The organism is Streptococcus sp. cx1, assembly GCF_052384325.1.
Classification (GTDB): Bacteria; Bacillota; Bacilli; order Lactobacillales; family Streptococcaceae; genus Streptococcus; species Streptococcus salivarius_G.
Map to the genome: position 1 here is coordinate 88,395 of NZ_JBQSUN010000004.1, position 22,686 is coordinate 111,080.

Consider the following 22,686-nt stretch of genomic DNA (forward strand, 5'->3'; position numbering starts at 1 on the left):
GAAATTATGACTTTGCAAGAAACTATTATTGCTCAACTAGGCGTTAAACCTAGCATTGATCCAAAGGAAGAAATTCGAAAATCCATTGATTTTTTGAAGGCCTACATGCTCAAACATCCATTCCTTAAAACATATGTTTTGGGGATTTCAGGAGGTCAGGATTCTACATTGGCTGGTCGTCTGGCACAACTTGCGATTGAAGAGCTCCGTGCAGAGACAGGAAAAGACTATCAGTTTATCGCCATTCGTTTACCATATGGTGTCCAAGCAGATGAAGATGATGCCCAACATGCTCTTGCTTTTATCAAGCCAGATGTGAGTCTTGCTGTTAATATCAAAGAAGCTGTAGATGGTCAGGTTGCTGAACTTGCCAAGGCAGGTGTCACCGTTTCCGACTTCAACAAGGGAAATATCAAGGCCCGCCAACGTATGATAACCCAATATGCGGTTGCTGGTGAAAATAGTGGGGCAGTTATCGGGACAGACCACGCCGCTGAAAATCTTACAGGCTTCTTCACAAAATTTGGTGATGGTGGTGCGGATATTTTGCCACTCTTTCGTCTAAACAAACGTCAAGGTGCAGCCCTTCTTGCAGAACTTGGTGCGGACAAGGCCCTTTATGAAAAAGTGCCAACAGCTGACTTGGAAGAGGACAAACCAGGAATCGCTGATGAAGTGGCACTTGGAGTGACCTATCGTGAAATTGATGACTACCTTGAAGGTAAGGAAGTCTCAGCCAAAGCTCAGGAAACGATTGAGTCTTGGTGGCGTAAAGGTCAACACAAACGTCACTTGCCAATCACCATTTTTGATGATTTTTGGAAATAAGAGGAGAAATGAATTATGATTAAAGCTTATATTGATTTTTGGAAGCGTGCCTTTGACTTTAGCGGCCGTTCGACTCGTCCAGAATACTGGTGGGCTTACTTGGTTAATGTCATTATTATTACTATTCTTACTGTTTTTTGTGTTCTTATTCCTTTCTTCAGTAATGTTGATTTTAGTGACCCAGCTTTGTTGAATAATCCGACTGAACTGCAAAAAATAATTATCACCTACGCTTGGCCACTAATGCTTTTTAGCTTAATTGAACTTATCCCTCAATTGTCTCTACAAATACGTCGTTTGAGAGATGCAGGATTTCATCCGGCTTGGGTACTTCTAAGTTATATAGGGCTTGTACCAATCTTGGCTATCTTCTCATTGATTGGAAGCATTGTCCTCCTTATCATGTCGTGTCAGCCAACGAAACCATCACCTGAAACGCAGTTTGATAAAGTGGAATAAGATTGTCATAACCCTAGGTTTTACCTAGGGTTATTTTTAAATTGAATTTTCAGAAATTAGTGATAAAATAGAGAAGAATAAGGCTTAAAAGGAGGAATCTTATGACTTCACTATCAACAGATTTCACAGATAAACTATTTGCAGACTATGAGGCCAATGCCAAATACAGTGCTATCGAAAATGCTGTAACTCACAATGGCTTGCTCAAATCCATCGAAACACGTCAATCAGAAGTTGAGAATGACCATGTTTTCTCAATCGATTTGACTAAAGATGAGGTGTCTAACCAAAAGGCTTCAGGACGTTGCTGGATGTTTGCGGCACTAAATACTTTCCGTCATAAATTAATCTCAGACTTTAAATTGGAAAGTTTCGAGCTTTCTCAAGCCCACACCTTCTTCTGGGACAAATATGAAAAATCGAACTGGTTCTTGGAACAAATCATTGCTACAGCAGATCAAGAGATTGGCAGTCGTAAGGTTAAATTCCTTTTGGATACCCCACAACAAGATGGTGGACAATGGGATATGGTCGTATCACTTTTTGAAAAATATGGTGTTGTGCCAAAATCAGTTTATCCAGAATCTGTAGCTTCAAGCAATAGTCGTGAGCTTAATCAATACCTCAATAAGCTTCTTCGTCAAGATGCTCAAATCTTGCGTGATTTGATTGCTGGTGGTGCTGATCAAGCTGCTGTTCAAGCTAAGAAGGAAGAGCTTCTTCAAGAAATTTTCAATTATCTTGCCATGACTCTTGGTTTACCACCACGTCAGTTTGATTTTGCCTACCGAGATAAAGATGACAACTATCAATCTGAGAAAAATATCACACCACAAGCTTTCTTTGAAAAATATGTGGGTCTAAAACTCAGCGACTATGTGTCAGTCATCAACGCTCCAACAGCTGATAAACCTTTCGGGAAATCTTATACTGTTGAGATGTTGGGTAATGTTGTGGGTGCACCAAGTGTTCGTTATATTAACCTCCCAATGGATCGTTTCAAAGAGCTTGCCATTGCACAGATGAAGGCTGGAGAGACTGTTTGGTTTGGTTCAGATGTTGGTCAAGTTTCAGACCGTCAAAAAGGTATTCTTGCAACTAATGTTTATGACTTTACAGCTAGCATGGATATTAACTTGACTCAAGACAAGGCAGGACGTTTAGACTACAATGAATCTCTCATGACTCATGCCATGGTATTGACTGGGGTTGATTTGGATGCTGATGGTAAACCTATTAAATGGAAGGTTGAAAACTCTTGGGGAGACAAGGTCGGACAAAAAGGTTACTTTGTCGCTTCCGATGCCTGGATGGATGAATACACTTATCAAATCGTTGTTCGCAAAGACTTCCTTACAGCTGAAGAATTAGCAGCCTATGAAGCAGAGCCACAAGTACTTGCTCCTTGGGACCCAATGGGAGCCCTTGCTTCAAAATAAGACAATATATAAAACCACTGGAAATGATGCTAGTGGTTTTATATAGCTTCTTTAAATTTTATCGGTAAAAAAAGAGTTATCCATTCGGATAACCCTTCTTATTTCTTATTCTTCTGCTGTAGCAGTGTTTGAATTTGAATGTTCAGAACCGTTAGAGGCCGATGTCGATGGATTTGTTGAAGCATCAGGGCCGTACTGTTGACTATCTTGTGAACTTGATGAGTCACTGCTTTGGCTTGAGTCTAAGCTTGATGACGAGCTAGATGTTCCAAGTGATCCTGTGTAAACATTTGATGTTGAAGAACCAGTAAGGAAGACATAGCTACCATTATTATAAACACCGCTAGGCATATCGAAATCTTCAGAACCCGCACCATACATCTGGTTAAGGTAGCTACTTGTTACACCGTAGATTTGTTTAGCGATATCAAGGTCTGAACCATAAACTGGTGTTTTACGGTTTTTGTAACCTGTCCAAATCGCCATTGCATACTTAGTATTGTAACCAACGAAAGTTTCATCCGGAACCATAAGGTCAGCATAGACACCACTTTCTTTTTGTACTTTATAGTACTCATCGTCATCGTAGTTAGATGTACCAGTCTTACCAGCATTGATTGTACCAGGAACATAAGCTTCAGTTGCTGTACCACCTGTCAATACTTGTTTCAACATACTTGACATCATGTAGGCTGTTTGTGGTGACATGGCTTCGACACCTTTAGAATCAAATGATTTAGTTGAACCATCTTCAAACTTGATTGATTTAATGTAAGATGGTTTATAGTAAGTACCACCATTTGCAAAGGCTGCATAAGCTGCGGCCATTTTCTCACTTGATGCACCATACTTAGAATCTGATGATGATGTTGAAGATGAGATGGCATTGGAGTAGAACATTTCTGGATACTCAATACCCAAATCCTTCAAGAAGGACTGGGCATAGTCCAACCCAACAGCTTGAAGAGCTTTAACGGCTGTTACGTTACGTGATTGTTGAAGTGCATAAGTCAATGAAATGCTTCCGTAATACTTACGGTCCCAGTTGTAAACTGGTGTTGAAGAACCTGGGAAATTGTAAGGATTATCGTAAACAGTCGTACCAGTGTTTGTATAAACACCTTTTTCAATAGCAGGAGCATAGTCAGTGATTGGTTTCATTGTAGAACCCCAGTCACGGTCTGTTTGAACAGCTTGGTTGGTACCAAGTGCAATGTTTTCGTCTTGGTGACGTGAACCCAATTGGGCAACGACACGACCATTAGTAACATCAATAATAGTAGAAGCAACTTGGAGACTATCGTTTGGATAGTATACGTAGTCGTTAGTATTATAGACGTTCCAGATATATTTTTGAATATCTGGATTAAGGTTAGTGTAGACGTCGAGACCTGCTGAGTAAATATCAGCGTTGGCATCGGTAGATACCTGTTCAATAACTTGTTTGATGTAGTTATCTAAGTATGGCTCATAGCTAGCTTTCTTCGTAAGTGGAAGAAGGCCATCTGATACATCAGTTGCTTTAGCTTGCTCGTACTCTTCTTTAGAAATATTCTTGTCTTCATACATTTCGTCAAGAACAGTGTTACGACGTTCTTTGGCAGCATCTGGATTAGCATAAGGGTCATATTGTGTTGGTGCTTGTGGAATACCAGCAAGAAGAGCTGCTTGGGCAACAGAGAGGTCGCTCAAGTCCTTACCAAAGTAAGATTTAGCTGCCGTCTTCATACCGTAGTAACCATTACCCATATAAACCTTATTAATGTAGAAGGTCAAGATTTCTTGTTTAGTGAATTGACGCTCCATTTGGAGTGATAACCAGATTTCTTGTGACTTACGTTTAAGGGTTTGGTCAGAAGTGTTAGTTGAGAAGTAAGCCAACTTAATCAACTGTTGGTCGAGCGTAGACCCCCCTTGGGTGCTGCTACGACGAAGGTTGTTAATAGCTGCCCCCATGATACGGTAGACGTCAATTCCACGGTGAGTGAAGAAACGTTTATCCTCGATAGAGGTGATGGCATTAACTAGAGTTGTTGGAATTTCATCTGTTGATGCACTCTCACGTTTCTCAGCTCCCAAGTCGGCAACAAGACTACCATTAGCGTCGTAAATCTTACTTGAGTTTGTTGATTGCAGTTTGTTCTCGGTAAGTTTAGGAACACTGCTAACATAGTAGGCAAAGAGGCTACCACCAGCGATGACACAGACTACAAAGAAAGTAAGAAGTCCAATAAATCCGTATTTTGCAATACGCCAGCCCAAACTTTGGTCTGAAGCGGCAGAGCGTTTTCCTTTGCCATAGCGAGAAGAATCTGAACGCTTGACCTTGATGTTTTTAGCACGTTTAGTCAAACCGTTAAGTGATTCTTTAAAGTTGCTGAAATTAAATTTAGCCATTATGTGTTACCACCTAATAATTTTTCAATGATTTCTAAGTAAGGAACTTGAGGATAAGCTGCTTCTGCAATTGCATAGCCTCTTTTTTTGATATAATCAAGAGGCATTGATTTCGTCCCTTTATCAATCTGATAAAAAGCGATTAAGTCTTTGGCAGGCAGAAGGTAGGTTTCCTTAAGCGTCGAGAAGTGAAGTAGCACGAAGCAGATCCCATCTTGACTGATGACCTGAGACATGTGCTCAATTTGATGCGCATGAAAGTTTTTCATAGGCATGGATGTCTTTTGTCGTGTCTCTTTGGCTTCAAAATCAATGTAGTATCCTTTGTAAACGCCGGAGTAGTCGGTAGTAGAAGCTTGTCTAAAGTAAGCTTCTACAATCTTTGCTCGTGAGCGTTTGGGATAATCGACTTTGACAATTTGAACAGGGGTAGGTTTTTTATGAATAACGGCTAAACCACGCGACAAATAGTAATCATTAGTCGCGTTAATAGCAGATTCAAAGCTCATCCCCCGATTGGCAAAGTCAACTCTATTTGATCTTTTAGGACGTACTTGTGCTATCTTACGAGATATCTGATGGGGATAGTTTACCATTTCTTTCCCTTCTTCTTTATAAGATATGCATAAAGACTATTTCATTATACCATAAAATGAACGAGGAAAACAACAAATGACATCACTACTGGTAACTGGCTATAAGAGCTTTGAACTCGGTATTTTTAAAGACAAGGACCCTAAAGTAACCATTATCAAGAAAGCAATCAAACGTGATTTGAAGCGTTTCTTGGATGATGGTGTGGATTGGATGATTTTTACTGGGAACCTCGGTTTTGAATTTTGGGCACTAGAAGTAGCCAAAGAACTTCAAAAAGACTATCCTTTGAAGTTAGCGACCCTCTTCCCTTTTGAAACGCATGGTCAGAATTGGAATGAAGCGAATCAAACAAAACTAGCAGCCTTTAAGCAGGTTGATTTTGTCAAGTACAGCTTCCCCGCTTACCAATCTCCAGCACAGTTTAAACAATTTAATCAGTTTCTCATTGACAATACAGATCAGGCTTATTTATTTTATGAACCTGAAAATGAAACAAATCTGAAATATTTTTACGGTATGATGTTAGAAGCAAGGGGTTATCCCGTATCTAGACTGACTTTTGATGACCTCAATGAAGTCATGTCGGAATAGGATATAATTGAATTTTAAACTTGCATTTTTATCTTTTTTTCTGTATCATAAAAACATTAGACAGTAAAGTATTAGTAAGTTAGATAAGACAAGTATTGGAGAATAAAAATGGCTAAGATTAATTTAACGCCCAAGAAAATCTACGAACAAGAATTTAAAACAAGCATGCGTGGATACGATAAAAAAGAAGTTGATGAGTTTCTAGACGATGTAATCAAAGATTACGGTGTCTATATTGCTCTAGTTAAGGAATTGCAAGAAGAAAATGCAAAATTGAAAGCTAAGACTTCATCAGCTCCTGCTAGTCGCCCAGCATACGCGAGTGCGACAAGTGAGCCATCACCTGCGAATGCCAATGTTGCTTCGGCTTCAAACTATGATATCTTAAAACGTATCAGTCGTTTGGAGAAAGAGGTCTTTGGAAAACAAATCGTCGAGTAAAACTGGTTTGTGCAATTTTTGGATAATCGCATGGTTGCTAGTCTTCCATGAGGAAAGTCCATGCTAGCACTGGCTGTGATGCCAGTAGTGTTTGTGCTAGGTGAATTAATAAGCCTAGGGACTTGATTTTCAAGTTACGGCGAGTGAACTGGCTAAGTCTTAGGATAGGTTTTAGTAGCTCTGAAAGTGCCACAGTGACGGAGTTTTTAGGGAAACCTAAAAAGTGGAACGCGGTAAACCCCTCAAGCTAGCAACCCAAACTTTGGTAGGGGCATGGGATGGCTGGAAACGAACGGACCATCCTGACTGCTTTGCAGTAGACAGATGATTATCGAAGGAAGTGGTACCTAGTCACTTCTGGAACAAAACATGGCTTATAGAAAATTGCATATAGGTGAGGCTGGGACACATGTCTCAGCCTTCTTTTAGCAAGAATTCTCTCTTTTATATTTAAAGAAAAGAGTGGGTAATAAGCTATCGGTTAAGAAAGTTTGTACGCGTAACAATGAGATAAAAGGATGACAATGAAAGAAACATTTACATTAGTAGCAACTGCAGCAGCAGGTCTTGAGGCTGTGGTTGGACGTGAATTGCGTGAGTTAGGTTATGACACGCAGGTTGAAAATGGTAAGGTGCGTTTCCAAGGTGGTGTTCGTGCAATTGCTGAAACCAATCTTTGGTTGAGGGCAGCAGATCGCATTAAGATTGTGGTGGGCGAATTTCCAGCACGTACCTTTGAGGAACTCTTTCAGGGAGTTTTTGCTTTAGACTGGGAAAATTATCTTCCGCTAGGTGCAAAGTTCCCAATTTCTAAAGCTAAATGTGTGAAATCAAAGCTTCATAATGAGCCTTCTGTTCAGGCGATTTCCAAAAAAGCTGTCGTTAAGAAATTGCAGAAGTATTTCCACCGTCCAGAAGGAGTGCCTCTTCAAGAAACAGGAGCAGAATTTAAGATTGAAGTTTCTATTTTAAAGGATAAGGCTACAGTTTTGATTGATACCACAGGTGCTAGTCTCTTTAAGCGTGGCTATCGTACTGATAAAGGTGGGGCACCTATTAAGGAAAATATGGCAGCTGCTATCCTTGAACTTAGTAACTGGTATCCTGACAAACCTTTGATTGACCCGACTTGTGGTTCAGGGACCTTCTGTATTGAGGCTGCAATGATTGGTATGAACATTGCGCCAGGATTTAATCGTGATTTTGCCTTTGAAGCATGGAATTGGGTGGATAAAGATTTAGTACAGTCGGTACGTGATGAAGCAGATAGCAAGGCAAACTATGATGTTGAATTAGACATTATGGGTTGTGATATTGATGGCCGTATGGTTGAGATTGCAAAAGCCAATGCTCGTGAGGCAGGTCTTGAAGATGTTATTAAATTGAAACAAATGCGTTTACAGGACCTGAAAACAGATAAAATCAATGGTGTCATTATTTCAAACCCTCCTTATGGTGAGCGTTTGTTGGATGACAAGGCTGTGGATATCTTGTATAATGAAATGGGTCAAACTTTTGCGCCACTTAAAACTTGGAGCAAGTTTATCTTGACCAGCGATGAACAATTTGAAAGCAAATACGGTATGAAAGCCGATAAAAAACGTAAGCTTTATAACGGGACACTCCGTGTTGATTTGTATCAATATTTTGGTGAGCGTGTTCGCCGTTCTGAGGCTAGAAAGGTAAATTAAACGTGTCAGAAGATAAAACACAAAATGGCTATGAAGGTAGCCAAGAGCTAGATTTCCAAGATGCCAAGGAAATGACAGTCGGTGAGGCTGTCCGCAAAGAAGCTGAGATTAATGCTGGTGTAACAGAAACAGATAGCATTTTGGATAAGTATATCAAGCAACACCGCGAAGAAGTTGCCTCACAAAAATTTTCAAAGAAAATTGAAGCTGATGGCGACACATCACCTTTGGATGCTTTTATTCAAAAGCAACGTCAGGAGTTTGCGGATTCAGGATTGATTGGTCAATCAATGGCTAATGAGTCAATCAACTCAACAGCAGCTACTGAAGAAGTAACACCAGTCACATTTGGTTTTGGTGCTACAGATAACAAGGCTGATGAAACTCAATCTCATATTGACAAGCAGTTGCCGAATGCTCCTGTTGAACCTGAGGTTATTGCAGAACCAGAAAGTCAAAGTTCTGAAGTTATCATTACGTCAACGAATGCCGATCGTTTCATCACGTCAGAAACAGAAAAATTTGACCTTGGTGATGCACTTGATGATTCAGCTACTTCAACTAATCAGCCAGCCTATAACGATGCATTGGTAGATAATATTGATGATAACAATCCTTTGATTGCTAACATTGATGATCCAGAACCACAAAATCCTGTTGTTGCCAATATTGACGATACTGAGCCGCAAGCTTCAAAACCATTGTTGGATGATGTTGCTATCTCAGACACTATCGATTTGGCGGCTATTGCCTCAACAGTGGCAGGGGTAACTGGAGCAAAAGCTGACGAAGAAAAGACAACACCAAAAGTGTCTATGGCAGTTAATCGCCCATCTGCAGAAGACAGAATCTCTTCAGAGTCTATTTCACCATCGCATAAGAGTGCCTTTGATGGTGACATTCCAGTTTACCGTCGTAAAGGTGTTGTTATCGGTGCTCTAGCAGTTCTTGCTTTAGCTATTATTGGTGGTAGCTATGCTCTTTATAAAGGAACACATAGCCAATCAGCAAAACCAACAAGCACAGCTTCTTCAGCAGTGACGTCATCATCAAGCAAGGACACGGCAGCTGCTGATAATAAGGCCTTCGAAGAAATGTATAAGAATTTCTTCACAGATGACGAGCAAACAAAACTCGCTAATGATCAATTTGGTAAGCTATCAGATTTGGAAAAACTGCTCAAGAAATTGGAGAAAACCAAGTATTATGATGCAGCTAAGAAAAAATATGATAACTTGAAGAAACAAATTGAAGCTGTACAAAAGATTAACAGTCAGTTTGAGTCAGATGCTCTTGTAGATGGTAGCTATAATGCCTCTATCGCTGTTAAATCAGATGCTAACTTTAATAATCTTCCAGAAAGCGTAACAACAACTGGGAATGCGAGTCTTGATAGCACTATCCAAGAAGCTATTAAGGGTGGTAAGACTCAGCTTGAAGAAAAAGCTAAGGCTGCGAGCGCAACATCTGCAGCGACAGCTGCTGATAGCGCCAATACTGCTAGTCCTGCTGCACCTTCAGGTGATAACACGTCTGGAGCAGCTTCTACTGGTGGTGGTGCGGCTGCGTCAAATACATCTGGAGCGCAAAATGGAGCAGCTAACTCAGCAGGTTCAACAGGTTCAGCTGGTGCGACTGGAGGAACTACTGGTGGCTCAGCTGCAGCTTCAACAGTTGTAACACGCGGAATCACAAATTATAACCCATCAATCCTTCAACGTGACCGCTCACGTGTGCCTTATAATGCAAATGTAGTAGCAGATACAAGTAACCCAGCTTGGACTTGGGCTGACGGTGTTCTTGATAAGATTATCGAAACATCACACTCACGTGGTTACTTCTCAGGAGATAACTTCATCCTTGAGCCAGTTAACATTATCAATGGTAATGGTTACTACAACTTGTACCTTCCAGATGGAACTTACCTCTTCAGTATCAACTGTAAGACAGGTTACTATGTTGGTAATGGTTCAGGTCACTCAGATAAACTTGATTATTAATAATAATCTGCGACACTCCCTAGGGAGTGTTTTTTGTTTTATCTTGGTGAAGGCCTAGTTTATAAGGATTTTGTGCTATAATAGAGGGATAAGATAGGGGTGAATACTATGGCAAAATTGATGCCGGGTAGAGTCCGTAATGAGGGTATTGAACTTTTTGAAAAGGATCTCATTACCATTCATCAGGTCTCAGAAACTCAGTTGGATACAACAGTTGACCAACATCATTTAATTTATGCACTCAATGATTCTGAAATCACGTGTGACTGTGATTATTTCGCTCAAAAAGGCTATTGTCCCCATTTGGCAGCGGTTGAGTATTATCTAAAAAATGATAAAGAAGGCCAGCGCCTCTTGGCAGAACTGGAAGAGGAACAAGAGTCCTCTCAAGGCCAAGAGCGAGGTCACTCTTTTGGTGGTTTATTTTTAGAAGGCCTTTCCCTGAATGAAGATGATACCGTTAGATATAGCTTGACGGTAGAGGGAGAGGAATCTACTTTTGGTTCAGAGATTTGGTGGAGTATACGTTTACGTCGCTTACCAGATGAACGTTCTTATGTTATTCGAGATATTCCTGCCTTTCTCAAACTTGTAGAGGCTGAGGGTTATTATCAGATAGGTAAGAACTACTATGAACCCCTATCGCTTATTCAATTTGACCAGGCTTCACAGGCATTTTTAAACTTCCTAGGACGGATGATTCCAGATGAAGCCAAGACTAATTTAGACTTTATTTTACCGAATAATGCACGACACCTTTGTCTCCCTTACGGTTTTTTTGAGGAAGGTTTGAGACGGATGCAAGATTTGGATGGCTTTAGGTTTGAATGGGAAGGAACCGAATATCGCCAACTTTTGGTCGAGGATTTGACTGCTGATGCTCAGCTCTTCTCGTTTGATATTTGTGTCGAGCCCAAGATGATTGAATTGACTGTCGCTGAGAAGAATAGTCAGGCCTTTTTTAATAATCGTATTCTCTTTTATCAAGGTGTTTTTTATCGTCTGAATCGAAAACAACAAAAACTTTTGGTTGGCTTACGCTCTCTTCCAATCGGAAGCGATTTGAATAAGCACGTCAGCTTTAATCTCGATGAACAAGTCATCTTGGCTGCTAGTCTTTTTGATTTTAGGACTATGGGGCCAGTTAAGGCACCAAAAGCTTTTAATATCAAGGATTTCACACCGAGATTTCGCTTTGATCTGAAAGGTGACAGTGAGATTATTCTTACATTAGCCTTTGATTTTGATGGTTTCTTGGTACATGATCGCCAAGAGTTGAGTCATTTAGGATTTACCAGTAACTATCGTCATGAGCAGGCTGTTTTTCGTTTGATGTCTAAGCATGGATTCACCCCTGATTTTCAGTCATCTAAACGATTAGGTAGCAGTCAAGAGCTCTATGATTTCTTTACAAATACTCTACCAGATTTTGAAAATGCAGGAACGGTTCTGATTGGACAGGAGTTACGTGACTTACGGGTTGAGCAGAGTCCACAGGTTCAGGTAGAGCGTCAGGGAAATTTATTAGATATTTCCTTTGATTTTTCAAGTCTTGACGACGAAGATGTGGATCATGCTTTAGCAGCCTTGATGGAAAGCTCGCCCTATTTTATCAATCGTAGTGGTCAGTTGATTGTTTTTGACGAAGCGACGCATCGTATTAGTGAGAGTCTCAAAACTCTGAGAGCTCGTTACTCAGGAAAAGGTCACCTAGAACTCAATCAATTAACTGCCTATCAATTGATGGATGCTCTTTCAGAAAGTGATTCTGTTCGTTTTTCAAAAGATTTCCAACTCTTAACGCAACATTTGAGTAAGCCAGAGACCTTTGATTTGCCAACCTATAAGGTAGAAGCTGGCCTTCGTCCCTACCAGGAAAAAGGTGTTCAGTGGCTATCGATGTTGCATCACTATGGTTTTGGCGGTATCTTGGCCGACGATATGGGGTTGGGGAAAACCTTGCAAACTATTGCCTACCTCTCTGCACATTTAGAAGAAGGACAACGAGTTTTGGTTTTGTCACCATCAAGTCTGATTTACAATTGGCAGGATGAGTTTAAAAAGTTTGCCCCTCAGTTAGATGTAGCGGTTTCTTATGGACTCAAGCCAAAACGTGATGACATCATTGCTGAAGACCACCAGATTATTATTACAAGCTACGCTTCCTTCCGTCAGGATTTTGATGCCTACAAGGCTGGTAAATATGACTATCTCATTCTCGATGAGGCTCAGGTCATGAAGAATACACAGACAAAGATTGCCCAATATCTACGTGATTTTTCTGTTCCACATTGCTTAGCACTATCTGGAACGCCTATTGAAAATCATTTGTTGGAGATTTGGTCTATTTTCCAGATTATTCTACCAGGACTTTTACCAGCTAAAAAAACTTTCCTTAAGTTAACACCTAAGGAAGTGGCTAGGTATATTTCTCCCTTTATTCTAAGACGTAAAAAAGAAGAGGTCCTTCCTGATCTCCCAGATTTGATTGAAATCACTCACCAAAGTGAATTGTCAGATGCTCAAAAGGCTATCTATTTAGCACAATTACAACAGATGCAACAAGGATTAATTTCAGCAAGTGATCAGGAAATCAACCGTCGTAAGGTGGAAATCTTGTCAGGAATTACCCGCTTACGACAAATCTGTGATACCCCAGCTCTCTTTATGGACTATGCGGGAGATAGCGGAAAATTAGATAGCCTTAGAGAGTTGCTTAGCCAAATTAAGGAATCAGACCATCGTGTCCTTATCTTCTCACAATTTCGTGGAATGTTAGATATTACAGAGGGGCTCTTACAAGAATTAGGGATTTCCTCATATAAGCTAACAGGGTCAACGCCATCTGATAGTCGTCAAGAGATGACCAGAGCCTTCAATCAAGGAAGTCGAGATGCCTTTTTGATTTCTCTGAAAGCAGGAGGAGTGGGACTGAATCTAACTGGTGCTGATACGGTAATTCTGATTGACCTTTGGTGGAATCCAGCGGTAGAAATGCAGGCTATTAGTCGTGCTCACCGTATAGGTCAGGAACAAAATGTCGAAGTTTACCGTTTGATTACAAGAGGGACTATTGAAGAGAAAATTCTTGAGCTTCAAGAAGGCAAGAAAAACCTGGTAACAACCGTCTTGGATGGCAATGAAAGCCGTGCCAGCATGACAGTAGAGGATATTAAAGAAATTCTTGGTATTGCAATATCTTAATTTGTTATATTTAATATTGGAATACTAAAATATAAAAATGCTACTAGGCAAATCTTTTGAATTAGGCTATAATAGGATATTGCAAGACGTATCTCCCCATTCCCGATTATTTATATTAAGATACGCATCATCTCGAAAATGAAAGGAAGTCTTTTATGCATCGCCAAAGACGACAATTTCCGCTGATTCCAGACGGGGAACCTTGCTTGCAAGAACCGGTCTCTATGCGCCTATACGAAAATGAAGATTTAATCACAAATATCCGTGGCCCTTACCAAGATAAGGACTACAATGATTTGTTGCCGAACTATGATTTCTTGTCAGCTAAGCCTAGCAATCGTAAGCAGGCTCCAAAACGAGTGGAGACACAAGAAGCTGGCATGACTTATGCTGAGGAAGCCCGCGAAAAGGCTAAGCGTGATGTACGTGAGAAACGCCAAAAATTCCTCCGCCAAGAAGTTCAACAAACCAAACATACTAATAGCCGTCAACTGACTGCTAAGCCTAAGGTAGAAGCTAAACCAAGCTTTGAGGCCACTGTTGAGCCAGCTGCTGTAACAACGGATAAAGGACCAGTGACAGCCTCTATCTTGGGAGCTCCTGTAAGTGCTATCAAGCGAACTTTAGCACCTAATGGGAAGCACTCAAAGATCCATCACTTGGCAAATCGTCTGCAACAAGATTCTTACATCTTGGCAGAAGTGGCTCCAACCTATCAACAGCCTAGTAACCCATCTCGTAAGAACGTCAAGAAAAATAGCTATGACTTCTTGAAACGTAGCCAGGTTTATAATTACCCAGAACGTCAAACTTACCGTGAACACCGAGTTGCTCAAGAATTAAATTTGACGCATTTAGAAGACGCAAACTAATCGCAGTGCGATTGTAAGGAGAAACTATGTCAAAAACTTATCATTTTATTGGAATTAAAGGATCTGGTATGTCAGCTTTGGCTTTGATGCTCCACCAAATGGGACACAAGGTTCAAGGTTCAGATGTGGAAAAATATTACTTCACTCAACGTGGTCTTGAGCAAGCAGGTATCCCTATTCTTCCTTTCGATGAAAAAAACATCACAGAAGATGTTGAATTGATTGCTGGAAATGCCTTTCGTGAAGATAATAACGTTGAAGTTGCTTATGCGATTAAAAATGGCTACAGCTTTAAGCGTTACCACGAGTTCTTGGGTCACTTCATGGATCAATTCACTAGCTTTGGTGTGGCAGGTGCACATGGTAAGACTTCTACAACAGGTCTCTTGTCACATGTTATGAAAAATATCACAGACACGTCATATCTTATTGGTGACGGAACTGGACGAGGTTCTGCTAATGCGCAATACTTTGTCTTTGAGTCTGATGAATATGAACGTCATTTCATGCCATACCACCCAGCATACTCAATCATCACTAACATTGACTTTGACCATCCTGATTACTTTACAAGTATCGATGATGTGTTCTCTGCCTTTGATGATTATGCTAAGCAAGTGCAAAAAGGACTCTTTGTTTACGGTGAGGATCCACACCTTCGTAAGATTACAGCCAATGCGCCAATCTATTACTATGGTTTCGAAGAAAATGATGACTTTATAGCAACAGACATTGTGCGTACAACGACAGGGTCTAATTTCAAGGTGAAACATGATGGACAAATCCTTGGAGAATTCCATGTGCCAGCCTATGGTCGTCACAATATCTTGAATGCAACTGCGGTTATTGGGAACCTCTATGTAGCTGGTTTTGACATGGACTTGGTTGCGGAACACCTTAAAACTTTCTCAGGTGTTAAACGCCGTTTCACAGAGAAAATTATCAGTGGTACTGTTGTCATCGATGACTTTGCCCACCATCCAACTGAAATTATTGCAACGCTTGATGCAGCACGTCAAAAGTACCCATCTAAAGAGATTGTTGCTATTTTCCAACCACATACCTTCACACGTACCATCGCCCTTCTTGATGAATTTGCTGAAGCTTTGAGTGAAGCAGATGCTGTTTATTTGGCGCAAATTTACGGTTCAGCGCGTGAGGTTGACCATGGTGATGTTAAGGTTGAAGATCTTGCTGCTAAGATCAATAAACCTGCCAAAGTGGTTACAGTTGAAAATGTCTCACCTCTCCTTGACCATGACAATGCTGTTTATGTCTTTATGGGAGCTGGGGACATCCAACTTTACGAACGCTCGTTCGAAGAGCTCCTAGCAAGCTTGCAAACACACATGTAATATATTAAGGGCTGTAGCGATTTCGCTCAGCTCTTTCTCTTAATAGAAAGGAATTTGATATGCTTATTCGACATGCCCGAGAGGATGATTGGGCTGATGTTGTTCGTATCGAACAAGAAAATTTTTCGCCTGAAGAGGCTGCAACTCCAGAGGCTATTGCAGAGCGTTTAGAGACGATTTGTGATACCTTTCTAATTGCTGAAATTGATGGCGTTGTAGCTGGTTACATCGAAGGACCTGTGATTGCGGAACGTTATCTCACAGATGACCTGTTCCATAAAGTGGCTCCTAATGCTAGTCAAGGAGGTTTTATTGCAGTGACTAGTTTGTCTATCTCCAAAGACTTTAAAGGGCAAGGTATTGGAACAGCCTTGATTGCAGCGCTTAAAGATCTGGCTATTGCTCAAAAACGCCAAGGTATTAGTTTGACTTGTCATGATTACTTGATTGCTTACTATGAGATGAATGGTTTCACTGATGAGGGAGAATCGGAATCAAATCATGGTGGAAGCTCTTGGTATAATATGGTCTGGGAGAACCCAGAAACCCATTGATTTCAGTGTTACGTTACTGTGACAAAGGACCAATTGATTTGCATTAACTGACTTTTTAAGATATAATGGCGTTTGTTACTATAGAGGAGGTATGCCTTGACGGACAAGTTTAATGAACACTCGGAAGCTTCTGAAGATAACCTAAGCTTCAAAGATCAGATTCTCCGAGACTTACAAGAAGCGACACGGCTCCGTTCTCTTCGTGAGGAGGAGCATAATAAAAGTGCAACTATGCCCGAGACACCACTTTCAACGTCAGCTGAGAGCGCTACAACTCGTAGTGATTCAGTGTCTAATAAAGTAAGTAACCAAGATTTTAGTTCACATTCTGTTTCTCACAGTGCCTTTGCTAAATCTATGACTTCTGAGACAGCCCGAGATTCTCAACAAGATAGTCTTAGCTTGTTTTCAGATTCTCAAGCGGAGTCTTTAGTATCTGATGCTCATTCAAACCTAGCGTCTATTCCTAAAGAGCCAATTGAGGAGGAGAAAAAGGTAAATATTCCTCAGGAGACTGAAACGTCGAAACGTCGTTTTAAACGTCCAGTTTGGGAAACTAGCCTTAACGAAGCATCTGAAGAGGAGTATATTCCTGCAGATGTTGCCAAGGAGCTCATTGAAGCTAAGTCTAACGAAGCTATTTATACAGACCCTAAAGAATTGGAGGCCAAATTGACCTCAGAACGTCAAAAAGAAGCATTCTTGCAGGAACATCATGCAACAAGTGACCAAGCGTCGCAAGAAAAGGTTCAATCAGAGCTAGTAGCTGATGGTAATGAGGATGATGAGAGTATTTCTCTAGAACCCTCTGGAAAGCCTAAGAAAAAGAAAGGTAAGAAAGTGAAGAAGAAAAAGTCTTCGCCAAAAGATGGTAAACAGGCTGACATTGTCGACGAAGAGCCGATTTCACGTTCTAACCGAAATCACAAACGCAATAAAAATAACCATCGTGCTGGTAAAATTGCAAGAAACATTATCATCTTCTTGCTACTTATCTTGTCAGTAGCTACATTCTTTGGTTATCGCTATGTTAGTGATGCTGTTGGCGCAAAAGATGTTAATTCAACTAAGTTTGTTAGTGTTGAAATTCCTGAAAATTCAGGTAGCAGTTATATCGGCCAACTCTTGGAATCAGCTGGTGTTATTAAGTCTGGTAAGGTCTTTAATTACTATACCAAGTTTAAGAACATCTCAAATCTGAAAAGTGGTTATTACAACCTTCAGGCTAGCATGACCATGGATGAAATTATTGAGGCACTTCAGAAAAAAGGTAGTGATAAACCTCAGGAGCCATCTCTTGGTACGGTCTTAGTCAAAGAAGGATATACCATCGATCAAATTGCCAAGGCAGTTGAAGTTAATTCGTCAGCTAAAAAAGGCAAAAAATCATCAACTGGACTTAAGGCGAAAGATTTCTTGAAATTGATGAAGGATGATGCTTTCATTACAAAGATGAAAGCGAAGTACCCAACCTTGTTGGCAAACCTTCCAAATTCTACGGATGCTAAGTATGTCCTAGAGGGTTATCTGTTCCCAGCGACTTATAACATTCATGATGATACGACGGTGGAGTCTTTGGCAGAGGAAATGTTGTCAACGATGGATACCTACCTATCACCTTACTATGCAACGATTTCATCTAGTGGACATAATGTTAATGAGATTTTGACCCTAGCTTCTCTTGTTGAAAAAGAAGGGGCTACAGATGACGACCGTAAAAACATTGCGAGCGTCTTCTATAATCGTCTAAACTCAGACATGGCTCTACAAAGTAATATCGCAGTTCTTTATGCTCTTGGAAAACTTGGTCAGGAAACGACCTTGAAAGAAGATGCAACTATTGACACAAACATTGACTCCCCTTATAATGATTATGTTCATAAGGGGTTGATGCCAGGTCCTGTGGATAGTCCTAGTCTGTCTGCGATTGAAGCGGTTATCAATCCATCATCTACCAAGTACATGTACTTTGTGGCAGATGTAACCACTGGTAATGTCTATTTTGCTGAAAGCTATGAAGAGCATCAGCATAACGTTGAAACTTACATTAACAGCAAACTAAAAGATAAATAGTCTGATTGGCTCATTAAAACCAAGCAAACGAATAGTGATTTTGATGATGCAGCCAACGGCTCAAAAAATAGAAAAGAGAAAAAAATGGCAGAAAAAACATATGTAATGACACAAGCAGAGAAAGAACAACTTGAAGCGGAATTGGAGGAGTACAAACTCGTCCGTCGTCCAGAAGTTGTAGAACGTATTAAGATTGCACGTTCTTATGGTGACCTTTCAGAAAACTCTGAGTATGAAGCAGCCAAAGACGAGCAAGCCTTTGTTGAAGGACAAATTCAGATTCTTGAAACAAAAATTCGTTATGCAGAAATCGTTGATAGTGATGCTGTTGCTAATGACGAGGTTGCAATTGGTAAAACTGTTGTTGTTCAAGAAGTTGGTACAAACGACAAAGATACTTATCATATCGTTGGGGCAGCCGGTGCTGACATCTTCTCAGGTAAGATTTCAAATGAAAGCCCAATTGCTCAAGCTTTGATTGGTAAGAAAGTTGGCGACAAAGTCGCTATCGAATCACCAGCAGGTAGCTACTCTGTAGAAATCCTTAGTGTAGAAAAAACAGCCTAAGTGACTGTTGACATTAAGGTGTCCAATATTTGAAACTAGTGGGGGTGAGACAAAACAGTTGTTCTGTCGCACTCCCTTTTTGGTTGCCGGCGTTATTAGGAGTTAGGCTAGTCTGAATTAGTCTATAAGAAAAGCACTCTTGGTATTTGCCAAGAGTGCTTTGTAGCTTATTTACGATTTTGCTTACCGGCATTACGGTTTTTCTTTGGTTTACTTGCAATTGCTTGAGTATTTTTTGGTGTCACATCTTTACGCTTGATTGGTGTTGTACGAGGTGCTTTTGGAGGGTTCTTTTTGAACTCTTCAGCAACTTTTTCTTTCAAGCGAGGTTTGATGATGTAGTTGGTAATCAACTGTTGGATAATAGAGAAGATACCACCAACGAACCAGTAGAGGATTACGGCTGCAGGTGAGCTAATACCAAAGAAAATCATCATGATTGGCATACTGTACATCGTCGCTGCCATTTGTTTACGTTGCTCTTCAGGAACTTGTTGAATAGACAACCAAGATTGGAAGTAGTAAAGAGCTGCGATGATGATAATCAATGGGAAGTCACGGTGACCAAGGTTAAACCAGAGGAAGTTATCTTGGAGTACACCAGGAGTGTAACGTGCTGCGTAGTAGAGTGCTGAGAAGAATGGGAACTGAATCAATAGAGGAAGACAGCCGACACCACCCATCAAGCTTAGACCGTTTTCACGCTGAGCTTGCATGAGTTCAGACTGGGCAGCCATTTTTTCTTCTTGAGTTTCAGCGTTACGCAAACGTTCGTTGATTGGTTCCAAGATAGGCGCAAGGTACTCACGTTTTGCTGATTGGTAGGCTGCGCTACGAGATTGGTGAAGACCAAGTGGTAAGATAATCAAACGAACAATGATGGTAACAAAGATAATACCAAGACCAAAGCCGAGACCAAGATTATCTGCGAAGTAGGTGATGACGTGGCTCATAGGGCGACCAAGGAGGTTCCAGACCCAACCAGTAGGATTACCAGACTTATCAAGGCTCACACATCCTGATAGGAAGAAAAGCATGCTGGCAGCAAGCCCCATCAGGGCTAGACGTTTTTGATTTTTATTCACAATATCATTCCTTTTGTTTTTTAGTTATACTTGTCTATTTTACCTTTTTTTAAGAAAGAGAACAAGCTAAAAACGGTGGCTTCCTCTTAATTAGCCATCCGAAAATCGCTGTAATTTGAGAAGTTTGCCATGGTCACATCGACATAGGTTACTTTAGACCATTTTGAAGGTCCTTTTCGAACTTCTTGAATAAATTTAGCTAACTTAGCAGGATTATCTGACTGAGCTAGGATTTCAACAGTTCCGTCGTCATTATTCCAAACCCGACCGTATATTTCTCCAATATCTAGTGCTAGAGCATAGGTTGAATAACGAAAACCAACACCTTGGACTCTACCTGAGACTAATAATCGTACTTTTTGCATGGTCCATGACCTCCTTTTGAAAGCTCTTTCCTTTAGTATAATCCTTGCTATAAAGTCGGTCAAGTCCAAGATTTATCAAGGAATTTCTGCTATAATGAGTGTATGGAAATCATTCAATCAAAGCAAAATGCTAGCATTAAGTCTGCTAGAAAATTATTGCAGCGCAAGCACCGTAAAACTAGTTATCTTTTAGAAGGATGGCATCTTTTTGAGGAAGCAAAGGCAAGTGGTGCCGATATTCTTCAAGTTTTCGTGCTTGAGGAAATGGCTGATCGTGTGGCTAATATGGCTAAGGTTAAGTTGGTTAGTCCGGAGGTGCTCAAGGAGCTCTGTGAAACTCAGACCCCCCAAGGGATTGTGGCAGAAGTTGCTAAACAATCTCAAGCCTTGCCAGAACCTCTCTCAGGGAAGTACCTTCTCTTGGAGGATGTTCAGGATCCTGGCAATGTAGGAACAATGATTCGCACAGCAGATGCCGCAGGTTATGATGGAGTCTTTTTGTCAGACAGATCAGCTGATATTTATAATCAGAAGACCTTGCGTTCTATGCAGGGAAGTCATTTCCATCTTCCAATCTATCGTGGACCTATTCTTGACATGGTTGAGGCTTGCAAAAAGCAAGGGGTACCCGTCTTGGCAACGACACTTTCCGATGTCTCTGTTGACTATAAAGCAGTTAAGACAGATGGCAATTTCGCTTTAGTGATGGGAAATGAGGGGCAAGGAATTAGTCAGGATATGGCTAAGTCTGCTGACCAACTCGTACATATTAGCATGCCAGGTCAGGCGGAGAGTCTGAATGTTGCTGTTGCAGCAGGAATTCTCATGTTTAGTCTCTAGGTCTCAAGGATGATTTTAGGAGAAAACAACTGACTTTTAAAGTAATTTTAAGGACTAGTGGTATAATTAAGAAGCATTAGAAACATTAATGAGGTATTATTATGAAACGACCAGAAGATGATAAAGAATTCATGGAAGTTGTGGGACATTTGATTTCACACCCACGTTTTCAAAAATTGGATGGGATTGTACAGCACCATCATTCGACACGTTTAGAACACTCGGTTAATGTTAGTTACACCAGCTATAAGATTGCTAAAAAATTTGGCTGGGATGCCAAGAGTACTGCTCGAGGCGGTCTCTTACATGATTTTTTCTATTATGATTGGCGAGTGACTAAATTTAATAAAAGTCATGCTTGGGTACACCCACGTATTGCTGTTCGTAATGCCAGAAAGCTTGTTAATCTAAACAAAAAAGAAGAGGATATTATCCTCAAGCATATGTGGGGAGCAACGATTGCACCGCCGAAGTATAAGGAATCTTATATTGTTACTATGGTGGATAAGTATTGGGCGGTTAAAGAAGCGGCGACACCCTTACGAAACCGAATCAAAAATCGTAAGTTTTTCCGTCGTAAGACCCTACAAAGCCACCACCAATAATTCATTATTTTTAGGAGATAACTATGGAATCAAATGCAATTTATACGACTAGTGATGCGGGCTTAAGCCGCTTTTTCGGAAAGATTTATGGCCTTGTTGGTATGGGAGTGGGACTTTCAGCAGTCATTTCTTATCTGATGCTCTTCCCTCTCTCTCATGTTTTTGTCAATATTCTCATGAATTATTCTTGGGTTTACATGGCAGCCCTCTTTTTAGAGTTTGGTTTGGTCTTTTTGGCTAGCGGTGCTGCACGAAGAAATACACCTGCAGCCCTACCTTTATTTTTGGTTTATTCCGCTTTGAATGGATTTACACTTAGTTTTATCATCGTTCAATACACGCAAGCTATAGTTTTTCAAGCTTTCCTTAGCACTGCCATTGTTTTCTTTATCATGGCCCTTATCGGAGTTAGCATTAAGCGAGATCTATCAGGCATGGCTAAGTTCCTTATGGCAGCCTTGATTGGGATTATTGTGGCTAGCTTGATTAATATTTTCTTTGCAAGTAGCATGATGAGTTTTGTGATTAGTATTGTATCAATTCTCATTTTCTCTGGTTTAATTGCCTACGATAACCAGTTGATTAAAAAGGTTTACTACGGTGCCAATGGTCAAGTCACAGATGGATGGGCAGTTTCTATGGCACTTAGTCTTTACTTGGATTTCATTAACTTATTCTTGAATATCTTGCGACTCTTTGCTAGACGTAATTAGTAAAAAAATC

Annotated in this window: 20 protein-coding genes and 1 other RNA gene; 17 read left to right on the plus strand and 4 right to left on the minus strand. The window is 40.5% G+C overall.

The features are described 5' to 3' along the window. The first annotated feature begins 6 nt into the window (after window positions 1-6). The 3 genes from nadE to pepC all read left to right on the plus strand — a co-directional run bounded on the left by nadE (window position 7) and on the right by pepC (window position 2,726). Entirely contained in the window at window positions 7-828 is an 822-nt protein-coding gene (gene nadE / locus ACT170_RS06565) for an ammonia-dependent NAD(+) synthetase (RefSeq protein ID WP_444818143.1), read from the plus strand. A gap of 15 nt (window positions 829-843) precedes the next feature. Then, window positions 844-1,287, plus strand: coding sequence for a DUF805 domain-containing protein (locus tag ACT170_RS06570; protein WP_002883593.1), 444 nt, complete (start codon window positions 844-846; stop codon window positions 1,285-1,287). Window positions 1,288-1,388: 101 nt separating this feature from the next. Next, window positions 1,389-2,726 carry an aminopeptidase C gene (pepC, locus tag ACT170_RS06575; protein WP_049527400.1) on the plus strand — a complete coding sequence of 446 codons (1,338 nt, stop codon included), beginning with the start codon at window positions 1,389-1,391 and terminating at the stop codon, window positions 2,724-2,726. Between the two features lie 105 nt (window positions 2,727-2,831). On the opposite strand, the gene pbp1a is transcribed toward pepC, so the two are convergent. Next, window positions 2,832-5,123: a penicillin-binding protein PBP1A gene (pbp1a, locus tag ACT170_RS06580; protein ID WP_444818144.1), complete on the minus strand. Its 2,292-nt coding sequence runs from the start codon at window positions 5,121-5,123 to the stop codon at window positions 2,832-2,834. Next, window positions 5,123-5,719, minus strand: coding sequence for a Holliday junction resolvase RecU (gene recU, locus ACT170_RS06585; RefSeq protein ID WP_175061017.1), 597 nt, complete (start codon window positions 5,717-5,719; stop codon window positions 5,123-5,125). Before recU ends, pbp1a begins: the two co-directional genes overlap by 1 nt. A gap of 76 nt (window positions 5,720-5,795) precedes the next feature. Here recU and ACT170_RS06590 point away from each other — a divergent pair, with 76 nt between their 5' ends. The 11 genes from ACT170_RS06590 (at window position 5,796) to greA (ending at window position 19,068) form a co-directional block, all read left to right on the plus strand. After that, on the plus strand, window positions 5,796-6,311 hold the full coding sequence (locus ACT170_RS06590) for a DUF1273 domain-containing protein (protein WP_002889858.1): 516 nt from the start codon (window positions 5,796-5,798) through the stop codon (window positions 6,309-6,311). Window positions 6,312-6,419: 108 nt separating this feature from the next. Further along, window positions 6,420-6,752, plus strand: coding sequence for a cell division regulator GpsB (gpsB, locus tag ACT170_RS06595; protein WP_037598953.1), 333 nt, complete (start codon window positions 6,420-6,422; stop codon window positions 6,750-6,752). Window positions 6,753-6,766: 14 nt separating this feature from the next. Continuing rightward, window positions 6,767-7,134: RNase P RNA component class B (rnpB, locus tag ACT170_RS06600), an RNA gene on the plus strand. A gap of 142 nt (window positions 7,135-7,276) precedes the next feature. Then, window positions 7,277-8,443, plus strand: coding sequence for a THUMP domain-containing class I SAM-dependent RNA methyltransferase (locus tag ACT170_RS06605; protein WP_014633857.1), 1,167 nt, complete (start codon window positions 7,277-7,279; stop codon window positions 8,441-8,443). Between the two features lie 2 nt (window positions 8,444-8,445). Continuing rightward, window positions 8,446-10,443: a cell division site-positioning protein MapZ family protein gene (locus ACT170_RS06610; protein ID WP_444818145.1), complete on the plus strand. Its 1,998-nt coding sequence runs from the start codon at window positions 8,446-8,448 to the stop codon at window positions 10,441-10,443. Window positions 10,444-10,551: 108 nt separating this feature from the next. Continuing rightward, a complete protein-coding gene (locus ACT170_RS06615; protein WP_444818146.1) occupies window positions 10,552-13,647 on the plus strand; it encodes an SNF2 helicase associated domain-containing protein in 3,096 nt (1,031 codons plus the stop codon). A gap of 155 nt (window positions 13,648-13,802) precedes the next feature. Continuing rightward, on the plus strand, window positions 13,803-14,519 hold the full coding sequence (locus ACT170_RS06620) for a hypothetical protein (RefSeq protein WP_014633860.1): 717 nt from the start codon (window positions 13,803-13,805) through the stop codon (window positions 14,517-14,519). Between the two features lie 26 nt (window positions 14,520-14,545). Continuing rightward, complete coding sequence (gene murC, locus ACT170_RS06625) at window positions 14,546-15,874, plus strand: UDP-N-acetylmuramate--L-alanine ligase (protein ID WP_022496367.1); 1,329 nt, start codon at window positions 14,546-14,548, stop codon at window positions 15,872-15,874. A gap of 59 nt (window positions 15,875-15,933) precedes the next feature. After that, the gene (locus tag ACT170_RS06630; RefSeq protein WP_014633862.1) at window positions 15,934-16,428 is read left to right on the plus strand and encodes a GNAT family N-acetyltransferase; all 495 of its coding nucleotides are present in this window, start codon (window positions 15,934-15,936) and stop codon (window positions 16,426-16,428) included. A 96-nt stretch (window positions 16,429-16,524) separates the two neighbouring features. Then, the gene (gene mltG, locus ACT170_RS06635; RefSeq protein ID WP_444818147.1) at window positions 16,525-18,501 is read left to right on the plus strand and encodes an endolytic transglycosylase MltG; all 1,977 of its coding nucleotides are present in this window, start codon (window positions 16,525-16,527) and stop codon (window positions 18,499-18,501) included. Window positions 18,502-18,585: 84 nt separating this feature from the next. After that, window positions 18,586-19,068, plus strand: a complete 483-nt coding sequence (gene greA / locus ACT170_RS06640; protein WP_002883697.1) for a transcription elongation factor GreA — start codon at window positions 18,586-18,588, stop codon at window positions 19,066-19,068. Between the two features lie 167 nt (window positions 19,069-19,235). Here greA and yidC read toward each other — a convergent pair whose 3' ends face one another. After that, window positions 19,236-20,153 (minus strand): membrane protein insertase YidC, encoded by a 918-nt coding sequence (gene yidC / locus ACT170_RS06645; protein ID WP_002883649.1) that lies wholly within the window; start codon window positions 20,151-20,153, stop codon window positions 19,236-19,238. A gap of 86 nt (window positions 20,154-20,239) precedes the next feature. Beyond that, complete coding sequence (locus tag ACT170_RS06650) at window positions 20,240-20,518, minus strand: acylphosphatase (RefSeq protein ID WP_014633865.1); 279 nt, start codon at window positions 20,516-20,518, stop codon at window positions 20,240-20,242. A gap of 102 nt (window positions 20,519-20,620) precedes the next feature. Here ACT170_RS06650 and ACT170_RS06655 point away from each other — a divergent pair, with 102 nt between their 5' ends. The 3 genes from ACT170_RS06655 to ACT170_RS06665 all read left to right on the plus strand — a co-directional run bounded on the left by ACT170_RS06655 (window position 20,621) and on the right by ACT170_RS06665 (window position 22,676). Next, a complete protein-coding gene (locus ACT170_RS06655) occupies window positions 20,621-21,358 on the plus strand; it encodes a TrmH family RNA methyltransferase (protein ID WP_084869991.1) in 738 nt (245 codons plus the stop codon). Between the two features lie 101 nt (window positions 21,359-21,459). Further along, window positions 21,460-21,963 carry an HD domain-containing protein gene (locus ACT170_RS06660; RefSeq protein WP_002883682.1) on the plus strand — a complete coding sequence of 168 codons (504 nt, stop codon included), beginning with the start codon at window positions 21,460-21,462 and terminating at the stop codon, window positions 21,961-21,963. A 23-nt stretch (window positions 21,964-21,986) separates the two neighbouring features. Next, the gene (locus tag ACT170_RS06665; protein ID WP_014633867.1) at window positions 21,987-22,676 is read left to right on the plus strand and encodes a Bax inhibitor-1/YccA family protein; all 690 of its coding nucleotides are present in this window, start codon (window positions 21,987-21,989) and stop codon (window positions 22,674-22,676) included. The last annotated feature ends 10 nt before the right edge of the window (window positions 22,677-22,686 follow it).

Bases quoted from the DNA above. Each gene is read 5' to 3' on its own strand.
- nadE (WP_444818143.1), top strand. From the start codon at position 7: ATGACTTTGCAAGAAACTATTATTGCTCAACTAGGCGTTAAACCTAGC.
- ACT170_RS06570 (WP_002883593.1), top strand. From the start codon at position 844: ATGATTAAAGCTTATATTGATTTTTGGAAGCGTGCCTTTGACTTTAGC.
- pepC (WP_049527400.1), top strand. From the start codon at position 1,389: ATGACTTCACTATCAACAGATTTCACAGATAAACTATTTGCAGACTAT.
- pbp1a (WP_444818144.1), bottom strand. From the start codon at position 5,123: ATGGCTAAATTTAATTTCAGCAACTTTAAAGAATCACTTAACGGTTTG.
- recU (WP_175061017.1), bottom strand. From the start codon at position 5,719: ATGGTAAACTATCCCCATCAGATATCTCGTAAGATAGCACAAGTACGT.
- ACT170_RS06590 (WP_002889858.1), top strand. From the start codon at position 5,796: ATGACATCACTACTGGTAACTGGCTATAAGAGCTTTGAACTCGGTATT.
- gpsB (WP_037598953.1), top strand. From the start codon at position 6,420: ATGGCTAAGATTAATTTAACGCCCAAGAAAATCTACGAACAAGAATTT.
- ACT170_RS06605 (WP_014633857.1), top strand. From the start codon at position 7,277: ATGAAAGAAACATTTACATTAGTAGCAACTGCAGCAGCAGGTCTTGAG.
- ACT170_RS06615 (WP_444818146.1), top strand. From the start codon at position 10,552: ATGGCAAAATTGATGCCGGGTAGAGTCCGTAATGAGGGTATTGAACTT.
- ACT170_RS06620 (WP_014633860.1), top strand. From the start codon at position 13,803: ATGCATCGCCAAAGACGACAATTTCCGCTGATTCCAGACGGGGAACCT.
- murC (WP_022496367.1), top strand. From the start codon at position 14,546: ATGTCAAAAACTTATCATTTTATTGGAATTAAAGGATCTGGTATGTCA.
- ACT170_RS06630 (WP_014633862.1), top strand. From the start codon at position 15,934: ATGCTTATTCGACATGCCCGAGAGGATGATTGGGCTGATGTTGTTCGT.
- greA (WP_002883697.1), top strand. From the start codon at position 18,586: ATGGCAGAAAAAACATATGTAATGACACAAGCAGAGAAAGAACAACTT.
- ACT170_RS06650 (WP_014633865.1), bottom strand. From the start codon at position 20,518: ATGCAAAAAGTACGATTATTAGTCTCAGGTAGAGTCCAAGGTGTTGGT.
- ACT170_RS06655 (WP_084869991.1), top strand. From the start codon at position 20,621: ATGGAAATCATTCAATCAAAGCAAAATGCTAGCATTAAGTCTGCTAGA.
- ACT170_RS06660 (WP_002883682.1), top strand. From the start codon at position 21,460: ATGAAACGACCAGAAGATGATAAAGAATTCATGGAAGTTGTGGGACAT.
- ACT170_RS06665 (WP_014633867.1), top strand. From the start codon at position 21,987: ATGGAATCAAATGCAATTTATACGACTAGTGATGCGGGCTTAAGCCGC.